The sequence below is a fragment of the Geosporobacter ferrireducens genome, assembly GCF_001750685.1.
In the GTDB taxonomy this organism is placed as follows: Bacteria; Bacillota; Clostridia; order Peptostreptococcales; family Thermotaleaceae; genus Geosporobacter; species Geosporobacter ferrireducens.
In genome coordinates this window covers 5,267,207-5,279,703 of sequence record NZ_CP017269.1, presented here as the reverse complement: position 1 = coordinate 5,279,703, position 12,497 = coordinate 5,267,207, and the positions used below count along the sequence as shown (strand labels likewise).

The following is a 12,497-nucleotide window of genomic DNA, read 5'->3' as shown; positions in this document are numbered from 1 at the left end:
TATGATTGCATATGAAATTACGGATAACCATAGCGTAACGAAATTTGGCTGTAAACCGTTTTAGTCATAGAATACGTGGCTTATGACCTTAATCATTATATCTGTTGATCACCAGGCCAGTTCTCCATAGGCCACCAGTTCGGTTCCTTGCGGAGCAGAAAGGGAAGCACATTGATATAACACAACACCGTCAAATTCTGCAAAATAGGTATCAAGAACTTGACCGAAAAAATCAGTCATATCTCCCAGTTTGTCGCCCTTCCTGATTTTCTGCCCGGCAGTAACCACAGGCAACCAGCAGCCTTTCTGCTTTGCTTCTATATAACAAACATTTGTTAGTTCAATGGGTGCTTGATCAGCATAAACAAGATGATCGTCCGAAAGGATATTCAGCTTTCTGAGCACACGTTTTACATCAAGTATGTATTTTTTTACATCGGCTTCTAGACAAAGACCGTTGCCGCCTCTTTCCACCAGGATGCTCGGTATTCCCCGCATAGCGGCACAGCCAAAGGCACCTACCGTTTCCATACAATTTACCATGTAAGGCAAATCCAAGACCGCTCCCATGTCTCTAGAGGCCCGCACAACTTCCGGGTGGCAATTGCCTGAAAAATAAGCATAAGGTGTGAGTGATTCATGTAAGTCGCCCCCATGTAAATCCATATAATAATCAGCAATCTCAAAAAAACTATTGTTTATGAGGTAAGCTATTTTTTCTGCAATGCTGCCGTTTTTACTGCCAGGAAACACACGATTTATATTTTTTCCATCTTCCGGCACAACGGCGGCGCACCGGGCTGAAAAGGCCTGAAGATTCACTGGGTGGATGAGAATGATTTGACCGGAAATGTATTTTGGATCAAGCTCTCCTGCTAACCGGATTGCTGTAAGAATACCAGGATATTCACTGCCGTGTATCCCCGCTGTTATGAGCATGATTTTTCCTTGCTTTTCTCCATTAATCAGTGTAACCGGCATCATTGTTTTCGTACCCAAAACCGTGACAAAGCCCTGGGCTTTGTCGCCGCGCTCCGCACTAATTCCGCATATAGACAATACAGGTTTCATTCTAAATTCTCCAATCTCAATAATAAAATCTTTTTTGCAGTAATTGAAAAGACCTCTCAACGGCGAACAGTCAAGAGGTCATATTAACCAATGCAAATAACTTACGTGCACAATGCACCTCCCTATCGCTCGTAGAGTTTAATGGTGATAAAACAGGCAGGTCTTCTGGCTCAAGCATCATCATCCTTACAGTCTTCCCAGTTTCCCAGTGGCATTTTGTAAGGACTTCTCTTTCACAGCGGCGGGACCGCGTGGGATTTCAACCCACTTTCCTTTTCACCGATTCATAATTTTGTTCATCAAAATCATAAGCGGCACCTGTTTTTTGATATTCAATAATGATTTATTATATATTCTTCCTGCCTCCTTTCCCTCATAAGATCTCTCAAATTTTTCCCTTTACTTATATCTTTCTTCTATATATGTTGATACAACTGTCCTTCTCCGCAGACAACATTACTTAACCGTATATTCTATATTGCTTTAAATAATTTATTGATAATACAACTCATTTGCAAATACATCATAACACTAACCGGATTTTTTGTCAATAATTTCTATCATCTCTTTGCCCTTTTTAAAAGCTCCTCCAAAGTTGCTCAACATCGCCGTCACCATTCCCAGTCCCAGGGCTACTATGCCGGTTCCTCTGGCCGTTCCACTGTTTTCCCTGAGCCAACCGCCTAGTATTACAATTCTAAACCAGCTTATATCAATATGCTTTATCCTAAAGTTTATAGCATATAATAATCCTTCGCCGCTTATCTCTATATAAGATATTCTATCAGCTTAAGCTCACCCATATCTTCGATAAGTGTTTTGATTTTATTTATATCTCCACATTTAAAAATTTCTTTGTATTCATCCTTTAAAAATTTTATATGTGCTTGAATAGACTCATCATTAATATCATCGTCCCAGCTCACTACTGATGTCCCTAGTTGAATAAACAAAAACTCATCAAAATCATTAGCCCAGAGATCCATATCTCCGGTATCATGTCCGTACACAGCAACCCTTGGCTCATCCTTACCCTCTTCATACCAAAAACAGTACAAATCCCCGGAACCCATTTGTGCAAAAGGAATAAACCTGTATTTAGGATTAATTTTTACCTTTCCGTTTTTATAATCCTCATCATAGGCCAGCATTTCTTCAAAATGTTTTATGGTTTCTTGTATTTCGGGAAATACAACTGGCTCACAATCGCCTCCAACCCTATAAAAAAAGGATTCTGCGTTCGCTTCAACTGTTTTCCTATTTTCACGAAGCCAAATATATGAATGTTTTAACCATTCCATTGCTCCTGAGTTATAAATATCATGAAAAGTTCTTGGAAATTTTATCTCAAGCATACTTTCTAATTTTTCTAAGGTAACAACCGTATTCATAAATACCTCCTATTATCCTAGTACTGCCTGCGCAATCATTATATAAATATTAATAAAGCTCTAATTATCTTTCACCTATTCTAAATCCTGTATTTCTTAGGCCATGATAAAAATTTCCCCGCACTGCCGTAAAACATAATACCGTATAATCAGGATCATCTACTCCAAGTGGGTAATAAATTTCACACCCATCATTCCATAGCATTTCCTTTGATTCCCTATCCTGTAATATCTCAATAGTACCAACCAACATAAGTCCTTTAAAGTTATTTTCATCAACAAAATATAAATTTGCTTTGTTATTGTTTTTTAAAAGTTCTACGCGCTTTGTAGAAGTATTTGTACTTAGCCAAAACTTTGATAAGCCATCATGCTTTAATCTCATCATTGCTTTTGTATACGGATATCCATCCTCTCCATTATTAGACAACATAACAATTTTAGAATTTTCCACCAATTCCAAACCGCTTAAATACGCTCTTTCCACTCCCATAAAGCCCTCCCCTTTCGATAATAAAACATTTCAGTTTTATAGCCTGTTCTAATGGAAACGGTAACAGGTTTGCCGTCCCACCATTCCTCATTTACCAGATTATTGTGTGTATAAAGATACTCCGAATATAGAATTTTTTTTATGTATTTCCCTATATTATTGTAAATCCCTTCAAATTTCGTACACTTTATTTCGACAACAAAGAATTATCAAAATTCATCTGTACAAAAACTAAATAACATTTTATATTCATTGATCATTTTCATTGGTGGAGTCACTCTCATAACGAAAAAAAGCCGCATAAAATGCGACTTTCATTAATTATTCTCCAAAAGAAAATTTATGCTCAAATGATTATCAATGCGCAAGCTCCAGTAGTTATTTCTGTTTTGTATCTTCCTCCGACCGCTCAGGTATAAACTCTTCTGAAAACTCCATATGCGTTTGTGGCGTAAGCCTTTTTAAACGGCTGGCAGGTATTTCTTCAATGCCCTTTCCGCTGCTGTCAACATACCGCTTAGACAATATCTTCTTTATGCGGTATATTCATAACTAAGATTATTCCTGCCAGTAAACCGTATCTTTGACCAGGAACTAAAGGCATGCTGATAGCCCTTTGTAATTTTTTTCCATCATCACACCTTCTCAATACTATCTTTTCAAATAGTATTTACGAATTACGGTTAAGCTACTCAACAGTCTATATTCCCTTCAATATCCTGAGCTTGTCACTCTTCCTCATCCTTATTTTGCCGATACTTTATGATGCCAACAATGCCAGCGATAACCAAACCTACAACTGATGTTATAAACAATAGCGACCCGCCTCCGTCATTGGTGGCTCCTGTAACAGCAATCCCTCTGCCTCTTATTAAAGTGATAGTAAATACAGATATTGCTACAGCCGTAATTAATGTAATCAAAGTTTTTATTGCCGGGCTATGCCTTCTACTAGTTGGAGTTCCTACATATGCATTATTCATTATTAACCTTATAACATAGCTTCCTGTAATAACCGATAGAATTAACACCACGTTTATAGGATAGCTCGCCCATTGAAAACCAAAGCCATATAAACCAACATCTAACAGCAGTAGATACATAAGCATCAAAAAGGACTGATTTCCAATCTTATTTCTAAGCTGTAGCTGCATTTCATCAAGATTGCTCTTATTCATTTTCATCATCCTCCCAAAAAATATCGTTTAGCGTCTTTCCCAATAGCTTGCAAATTGCAATGCATAAATTAATTGATGGGTTATAGTCTCCATTTTCAATTGCATTTATCGTTTGCCTGGTCACACCTACAGCATCAGCAATATCCTTCTGAGACATATCTTTCGCAGCCCGTGCTGCCTTAAGTCTTAAGTTCTTTCCCAATATACCACCTCTTATTCTTCACTTCTTAATTATATAGTAATATATATAAGATAATTTGTCAAATATATATTACATTTATTCATATATTTTTTACATTTGTAAATAATACAGTTAATACAACGGTGAATTGTAACGCGAACTTCCCGTTTGTAGAGCGAGAATCCCATTTTGAAAACGAGTTTCTCATTTTGTAAGCGAAAGTCCCATTTTGAAAATGAAAATACCGTTTAGGAGTATGATTTTTGAACGAAATTGGCAATAATGACGTTGGTTAGACATAAAAAAGCGTACAAAAACCGGAGGTAGATTTACGGGCGACTTTTTTGTAATCGGAAAATCCACCCCTGAAGCGGCTATTAAGCTATAAAGGTTGCTGGCAGCGTACATTTTTTTATGTGCTACTTTTTGAGAAGTTTTGGCTTCAGTATGATGTCCTCAGCGGCAACTGGGGAACACCCAAGCTGATGTAGTAGATCTTCTCCATAGTAAAAGCTAAACGTCTGGTATGGGCTTCGGTTGTTTAGCTTTTTTCTTTTGTAGGAGTTTACATGATTCATAACCAGGGATATATCCCCCTGTGTTAGTAAATCAAATGATGTTCCTTTGGGCAGTATCCTGCGGATTAACTCGTGGTTGACCTCAATGGCACCTTTTTGATGAGGAGAACTCGGGTCGCAGTAAAATATTTTGATCTGCAGCAGGCCATCTGAGCCATATTCTATAGCCTTTGGATTGGAAAATTCACTTCCATTATCTGTAAGGATAACGGGAAATAGCTTTTTGAAATTCTCCTTTCCTAAGGTCTTACTGATACCGCTAAAGATATCAATAACCGATTGTGATGTGTTAGCATCCCGCAGATAAGCCAGCATAAGGGAGGTTTCGACAAAATGAATAGTTAATAGCACTTTGCCGCCCCTACTTCCGATGACTGAGTCCATCTGCACAATAGGCAGGTCAGGATATTTCTCAACAAATGCCTGGAAGTCGTTGTAATTGCGGCCAATACGGCAGCCTTTATCTACCTTGAACTCAGGTTTTTTATATCGGGGACGATATTTTACTTTACGTGGAAGGTCTATATTTCTCACATCGAAAAGACAGGCATCTATGTAGTTGTAAATGGTCTTTTCACTGCACATGAGCTCATTCACATGGCTTGCATAAATCTGGTGAACCGATTGTCCGTTTTTGATCAGGGGTGATATTAAGGTATTCAACCGAGATAACTCTGATTCACTAGAGAGGATACCGCTTCTGGCTTCAGAGATGTTTTTGGAAAAAGCTATATGTGCATCTCCGGCATCGTAAATCGTTTTTTTCAGGGTACACTTGCTATACTGCGTGCATCCATTGCAGACATAAGGGGGCTTGAACCGGTAAGAACAGACTTCCTCTTCGAAGTCGGGACAAAGATCATTACAATAACTGCATAGTTTGCAGTAGGCTGTAGCTGGCCGTCTGCATTGGTCTTTAGCACAAACAGCTTTTAACTTACAGCCACTGCGGTGTCTGCATGCATTGTAAGGCCACCCACTATAGCCGGATTTCCTTTCATTAGAATGCTTTTTAATTTCCTTTGCTATTGTAGTACGGTCCTTACCAATTTGTCGGCCGATCTCTCCAAAGGAAAGGTTTTGTTTTAGGCCCGCTTCAATTTCGAGGCGTTCTTCGTAGGTTAAATATTTAGACATGGTAGTTCCTCCTTATCTGCCACCAGCATCTAAAGGATAGACACCTTGTTGAATATTGAACCATTGGGGCGCTGCCCCATACCCCGGCGCTCATTGCCGCGCGGCTAGACCTACAAAATACATGACAAAAAAAGAAGACCAAACATGAGTGGTAGTTAGTCTTCTAAAACTAGGTTTGTAAAGGGAAAATCCATACTCCCTTTAACAATGAATAATTTCAAATTTTGATTTTATGTGAACCAATTAGTATGGAATTTTATTTTACAATTGAGGCAGTTAATACAACTCCCTATTGTAAAGACATAGCCTTGGGCTGAAATCTTCCCTCTCACATAGAGAAAATCAACAAAAAACTGCAACCTTTTTGTTGCAGTCTTCTTGATTTAAAAACTATATACAGCTTTTCATAAACCCAATTGGAGACAGTCCTTAAAACTCCATACCCAATAAAACATATTCCTCATTGAAGCCACATTTTTTATAAAAACACTGTGCCTCCTTGTTAGTAATCTCTGTCCCTACTTCAAGTTCATCCATTCCTCTTTTTATTGCCTCTTCTTTAGCACTTTCAATTAATAATTTACCTATACCTTTTCCCCTGTAACTACTACGAATAATTAGCTCATTGATTAGTGCTGTACCGCCTTTATGAAAAAGAGTCTTATAGAAAATAATCGAAATAAAACCTACTATCTTTTCATCAATCTCAGCAACGAGGTTTAAATAGATTTCAGGTTTCATTTTCAATTCCTCAAATATCTTCACCAAATCCCCCACTGGAAAGTCATTATCTATATTGGCTACAGTTTTTAGTTCATGCAACAACCCTATAACTGCTTTAATATCTTTATCTTCACAATCTCTTATCGCTACACAAGACACATCTATCCCCCCTCATAAAAAGCTTTTAAACATGTGACCAGGAGCAGTCACACCAATAGTATAACTGCCATATAACATGTAAGAAGAAAATGAATGATTTTATATCAATATTGTGTGTCATAGGGGCGGTTTAACACGCTTATTTTTCTAACTGCCCCTCTATTTATTCCTGCCATCTCTGCTACTCTGCGTAATGACAGGCTACTTTTTTTAATCAATTCTTTAACTATAGTTTCTGCTCTGTCCGATACTCCTTTTGATTTAAATGCTCAAATCCAATTCTTTTCTTGTCAAGATAGCAAGTGCTTTCTCTTTGCTTGACTTTTCCTTATTCTCCTTCATTCCATAAAATATCATGATCTTCCTTGTTAGTAAATTCTCTAAAAAGTATCATTGCCCTGTTCTTATCTTCAGAAAATATACTTAATATTTCATCATATTCTAGTAGCTTTCTGCACAATAGACATAGAAATTACCTCTTTGGATGAACTATATCATATTGCCCATTTTATGTCAAAAGGACTGTCCCCTTGATACATAGATATTCATTTATTCAAATGGCTCCGATTTATTATTATAATAATCTGAAATCTTATTAACTACTTTAGTTGTAAACAACTCAACCCCTACTCTATAACTCCATGTAGCTTCTATATTGAATTTGTTAAAACCATGATTACAAACATCATCTAGAGATAAAAAAAGTAAAAACTCTGATTCATCTCTATCCTTTGCATTACTCCATGTACTTATTATTTGCTCTTTAGTAACATTTACTACTGCTGTAGAAAATAGCTCTGGATGGCAATAAACTGGGTCATAGGCTAGTCCGATAAAATTAAAATATAGAAATTCATTTGCACCTAATTCTTCATTAACTTCCCTTAATGCTTCATTCATTAAATTAATGCTATTTTTTTCGTCAAATTTTGGTTCTGCATACCCCCCACAGAAATATAATTTGTTTGGATTTTGCTCCATTTTCCCAGATCTTTTAGTAATAACTATATTTCTATCTGATGTAATTGGAATTATAGTCATACCAATAGGATTCGCTCTGATCCCTGTTAAACATCTTTCTTTAAAAACTGGATCCCTTGTTCCAATATAATGTGAATAATATGTTATCCCTGTATACAATTCCAAAATCTCATCTTCCTTATTCCAAGAACTAAGTCTTAAAAGTTTACTATCATAATACTTCACTCTTTTTTTGCAATATTCAGACCAAATATCCTTTATGTATATTTTTGTTTTTTCATCATTCTCAACTAAAGCATTGTCAAATATGATATTTACTTCATCATTCTCCCATGGGCCATATGCTAAAATATCATTATTATTCATAAAATACCTCACATTTTATATTTATATTTTTGAATTCAATAATAATATCTTATTATAAAGGGATAAGGAGACAGATTGTTCATCGTCTGCCCTTGTGGCAATGCGTTGTTCTTCGATGGATGGTGCATCCTCAAACTCTCGTGAATGCTAAGAAAATCTTTAAGGTTATTTCATAACCTAACCCCCGCAGGACAGCAGAACTAATGCATCATCTTTCGCAGAATGGTTTTGTTGTTGCCGATGTTTATCAGCTCTGTAACTCCTGACTACAACAACCTGTTATCTGATTTTGCATACGGAAATTACAGATAGCCATTATTTCAACCAATAATATAACAAATCCTTTTATTTTCCTTTTTGTGATACATAATTAAATGCTCTATTGATATCATCTGCAATCATGCTACGCTTTGACTTTTCAATTAAATAATTTTTTCCCGTTTGTAAATATGATGGAAATATCCTTATGTCCCCAAACATAAATTCCTCATTTCGTATTTTATAGGTAGAGTTGTTTGGGATAACTCTTTTCCCAATTTGCCTTCGTGCAATATTATTTATTGCACTTATAGCAACATCACCCATTAACATATAGACCTTGGCATTCTGATAGAGTTTCAGCTCACTTTCTAATAATTCGCTACATATCTTGATAGTACTGCTAGGGATACTATAATCTATTTTAGGACACTTTATCGCGGTTGTTATTTGAAACCCAAGAGATATAATATCTTGAAGACTCTTTACATTTAATCCTGCATCATTAAATGCTTGAATCGTAGTAATCATATAGTCGGTTTTATCCTCGGAAAAATATGCTGATGATTCCATAGGAGGTGCTTCTGAAATCATAATAATTTTCACTTTATTACAATCTATATCCCATTTTGGTGTAAGAAAACCACTCTTTTCAATACCCGAACAACTACTATTATTACATACCATAAACTCACCTACCCCTTTATAATATATTTATTATCTATAATATCATTAATAATATGACAACTACATGTCATGTTTTTTAACTAGTACGCAATGCCAGATAACATTTCATTACCGAAACTAAGTTCGCTTTTTATGACATATTAGTGGGATTTGCAAACTTTTAATATTATAATATCGTTTTGGCGCGAATTGTCGTACTCATAAAATGATATAAATCCAATTGCATCAATTGCTTCTAATATCTGCTCATAGCTTCCTGTATACAGACATTCTCTAAGATGCTTTAATGCAGGTATTCCTACCTTGCAAATAGTCCTTGATATTATATCTCTCGGGAGTGGATAATTATTCTTATCAAATGGTTTATCCGGCAATTCTTTGTATTGGTTTTTGCCAACTTTGCCTAAATACTCAATAGTCTCCCCAATCCACAGCGAACTTGAGTATTTTGTTAATAGAAGTCCCGTCACCTCAAAACCTTTAAGTTTCTACAGACGCTAATACTCTCCATTAATAATGTGAAACTATTCAATGAGCTTTTTTTTAGAAAGCCCTACTGTACCTATCTTTTCTGTAATCTTATAGTATTGTCCTGGAGCATAAATTAATGGTTTTAAGTTAATCATATCTATTTTCCCATATCCGATATCTTCTATTACTCCATCAACCAATATATTTTTTATTTCTCCTATATAAATGTATCCGTCACCCTTTTCAATAATATCAATAAGCGAACATTCATATATCCATGGTGATTCCTTCAATACAGGAACATTCAGGGCAGGGCCCTTTGAATATTCAGCTTGAATATCTTCACATTTATTCTTCTCATAACCTGATGTATTTCCAAAGTAATCTGCCATGAACATCATATTTGTTGTTACAAGATTTGCAGAAAACATTCCATTCTTTTCAACAAGTTCACGTGTTAATTTTTTTCCCCTTGATGCAAACATCATCATTGGAGGATTCACTGAGCAAAATGTTATCCACGTTATTAAAGCAAAATTCGGATTTCCATCATCTTTATATGTTCCTATCAAATAAACTGGTTGAGGAAAAAAACCTCTTTGTGGTAGAATCGAATGTTTTACCATGAAATATATCCTCCTAATTATTTTTATCTTAATAATTTATAATAAAAAGTTTTTTGTCACTTTCTTTTTTACTTCTCAGGGATTTCCACTAACGTTCCGCGTGTTCCCGAAATCTGGTTATTACATGCATATTATACCAGATTTTAGGAACATGTTGTTATATGCAGCGCCACAGCTTCTTGTTCAGAAGCCGCCATGAATGGTGTCCCCTTAAACCATCTGCCGGACTAACTACAAAGATCCTAATACCAAATTGCCTCATACTAATCCTTAACAAATTCTTTTCCATTCCATTTATAAAGGTCTTCAGAATTCTTCTCCTTTATATTATCATAATACTCTATATTAAACGTGACATTGTCTATTTTCGTAAGCTTTGTAGAGTAATAGCCTGTCACTTTGCTTATGAACAGTGAGGAATAATCTCTAATAGGCAATACCTCTATTTTTCCGTCCTCTCTTACAGTAAAAAGCTTATAGTCCCTACCATTATTTGATGTATACTGACCTATTGTAAAGTCCAAATCACCATCATCATTATAATCATCAAATTGAAACTCAAATGAAGAATTAAAAATTAATGGCTCTTTGTATATTGTACTCAAATCAGTTTTAGCAATAGTATTACCAAATTCATCAGCTAATTCAATAATGAAATACCCCTCCAAAAGTGTTCCCTGGTATGCTCCTGGATTCCACTCCTCATAATATTTACCTTTGGACATTCTTAGTCTTAAATATTGATGCTTTCCATTAACAGGGAACAAATCATTATTGGATACCGTCATAGGTGATTGGACAAGAATATCTGAGTAGTTTTCTTTATTCGCATCAGTTTTGTTAGAAAAAACTGTTTTCTGGGAAGAGCAAGATGAAAGAAACAAAATTAACACAAGAGCTGAAACCACTATACAAGTTATTTTTTTCAAAAAGATAACCCCTTCCTCTATTAATTGGTACTTCATACCAATATGAAATCGCTACAAAGCCTTTCCTCAGCAAAATCCGCGCAAGATGTACGGCCTTTTTGTGACATTGCATGTAACGTTCCGCGTCTCCGACATCCGCCAGGCCTAGATAACTCCTATCTTAGCCTGGCGGATGTCGGAGACGCATTGTTACTTGTCAAAAAAATCTTTTGCTAGTTTAACAAATTCATCTTTATTAGATAGTAGTGCAGGATGTCTACCTTGATCAAATATGTGCATTGATGCATTACACAATTTTCCAATAAGTTTGGAGTAGGTTTCTATGTAAAAATCTGGATGGACTAACTTAACATACTCATCTTCTTTGCTACCTGTAAGCAACATTTTTGTTTGCAATCCATTTAATGGCTTATGAAAGAATTTTCCTATGGTCTTCGCATGTTTGTAAATAGCATTTGTGTCGTTATCAACAACATTTTCCCAATCCTCTCCGTGCATTTCATAATAAAACCTCTTCCCTTCCTTATCTTTTTTTGACATTTCTCGTTCTTCTACTACATTTTGAACAAATTCTTGCAATGGAACTTCGCCCTCAAAGCTGTCAGCGATAACTTTATCCACTAAATCAGAGCGTTCTAAAGCTACATTTATAGCTACTAATGCACCACCGCTACTACCAATTAAATTTGCTTTTTTATAATGTGCTTGTTCTAAAAATGCTATTACTTGCAATGCTTCATCAAACCATAAATCTGTTTCAAGTTTTTCTACTCTGTCTGATTTACCATGTCCAAGAAAATCTATGAGGACAACTTTATAATGCTTTGCAAATGGCTCTACCACATTACAAAACATTTTTGAAGAAGCAGTATTTCCATGCAGAAAAAGCAAAGGTATACCATCTCCATGTTCTTCGTAATAACATGACTTTTCATTATATTTAAAATATGGCATTTATATCCTCCATTCAATTTTTTATTATTACAGAATGTCTAACATTCTCATTTTCATTACCTTCTGTTATATGAATAGCCTTTAACTCGCAGTTTCAATTTGGTGTACAATAATCAAATCTCCAAAGTCTTTCTTTCATGATCGGCCCAAGGATACACCGTTTTTATAGCCTACGTCATGTAACGTTTCATTACAGAAACTAGGTTCGCTTTTTATGACATATTCGTGAGATTTGCCAATATGGTTTTATGGGTAGATCTCTTGAGAACAAGCTCCTTTCTCATTTCTTGTTCAATTTTAACAAAATTAATTGA

13 protein-coding genes and 1 riboswitch are annotated in these 12,497 nt (G+C 35.6%); all 13 genes read right to left on the bottom strand.

Features of this window, described 5'->3' with window-relative positions:
* Nucleotides 1–108: 108 nt before the first annotated feature.
* Nucleotides 109–1,071, bottom strand: a complete 963-nt coding sequence (locus tag Gferi_RS24775) for a M14 family metallopeptidase (protein ID WP_069980788.1) — start codon at nt 1,069–1,071, stop codon at nt 109–111.
* 138 nt (nt 1,072–1,209) lie between these two features.
* Nucleotides 1,210–1,408: riboswitch (cobalamin riboswitch) on the bottom strand.
* 430 nt (nt 1,409–1,838) lie between these two features.
* Nucleotides 1,839–2,462, bottom strand: a complete 624-nt coding sequence (locus Gferi_RS24770; RefSeq protein ID WP_069980787.1) for an SMI1/KNR4 family protein — start codon at nt 2,460–2,462, stop codon at nt 1,839–1,841.
* 64 nt (nt 2,463–2,526) lie between these two features.
* Entirely contained in the window at nt 2,527–2,955 is a 429-nt protein-coding gene (locus Gferi_RS24765) for a pyridoxamine 5'-phosphate oxidase family protein (RefSeq protein ID WP_069980786.1), read from the bottom strand.
* A gap of 378 nt (nt 2,956–3,333) precedes the next feature.
* Nucleotides 3,334–3,480, bottom strand: a complete 147-nt coding sequence (locus Gferi_RS28370; protein WP_156782480.1) for a hypothetical protein — start codon at nt 3,478–3,480, stop codon at nt 3,334–3,336.
* 203 nt (nt 3,481–3,683) lie between these two features.
* Nucleotides 3,684–4,133, bottom strand: a complete 450-nt coding sequence (locus Gferi_RS24760) for a DUF6773 family protein (RefSeq protein WP_083273758.1) — start codon at nt 4,131–4,133, stop codon at nt 3,684–3,686.
* Nucleotides 4,126–4,335, bottom strand: a complete 210-nt coding sequence (locus tag Gferi_RS24755) for a helix-turn-helix transcriptional regulator (protein WP_069980784.1) — start codon at nt 4,333–4,335, stop codon at nt 4,126–4,128. Before Gferi_RS24755 ends, Gferi_RS24760 begins: the two co-directional genes overlap by 8 nt.
* Before the next feature lie 398 nt (nt 4,336–4,733).
* Nucleotides 4,734–6,029, bottom strand: a complete 1,296-nt coding sequence (locus Gferi_RS24750) for an IS30 family transposase (protein WP_069980783.1) — start codon at nt 6,027–6,029, stop codon at nt 4,734–4,736.
* A 429-nt stretch (nt 6,030–6,458) separates the two neighbouring features.
* Nucleotides 6,459–6,911 carry a GNAT family N-acetyltransferase gene (locus Gferi_RS24745; RefSeq protein WP_069980782.1) on the bottom strand — a complete coding sequence of 151 codons (453 nt, stop codon included), beginning with the start codon at nt 6,909–6,911 and terminating at the stop codon, nt 6,459–6,461.
* A 549-nt stretch (nt 6,912–7,460) separates the two neighbouring features.
* Nucleotides 7,461–8,258 (bottom strand): NUDIX hydrolase, encoded by a 798-nt coding sequence (locus tag Gferi_RS24740; protein WP_069980781.1) that lies wholly within the window; start codon nt 8,256–8,258, stop codon nt 7,461–7,463.
* 345 nt (nt 8,259–8,603) lie between these two features.
* Nucleotides 8,604–9,203 (bottom strand): uracil-DNA glycosylase family protein, encoded by a 600-nt coding sequence (locus Gferi_RS24735; protein WP_069980780.1) that lies wholly within the window; start codon nt 9,201–9,203, stop codon nt 8,604–8,606.
* A gap of 524 nt (nt 9,204–9,727) precedes the next feature.
* The gene (locus Gferi_RS24725) at nt 9,728–10,300 is read right to left on the bottom strand and encodes a flavin reductase family protein (protein ID WP_069980778.1); all 573 of its coding nucleotides are present in this window, start codon (nt 10,298–10,300) and stop codon (nt 9,728–9,730) included.
* Between the two features lie 263 nt (nt 10,301–10,563).
* Nucleotides 10,564–11,229, bottom strand: coding sequence for a hypothetical protein (locus Gferi_RS24720; RefSeq protein ID WP_069980777.1), 666 nt, complete (start codon nt 11,227–11,229; stop codon nt 10,564–10,566).
* A 189-nt stretch (nt 11,230–11,418) separates the two neighbouring features.
* Nucleotides 11,419–12,183, bottom strand: coding sequence for an alpha/beta fold hydrolase (locus Gferi_RS24715; protein ID WP_069980776.1), 765 nt, complete (start codon nt 12,181–12,183; stop codon nt 11,419–11,421).
* Nucleotides 12,184–12,497 lie beyond the last annotated feature (314 nt).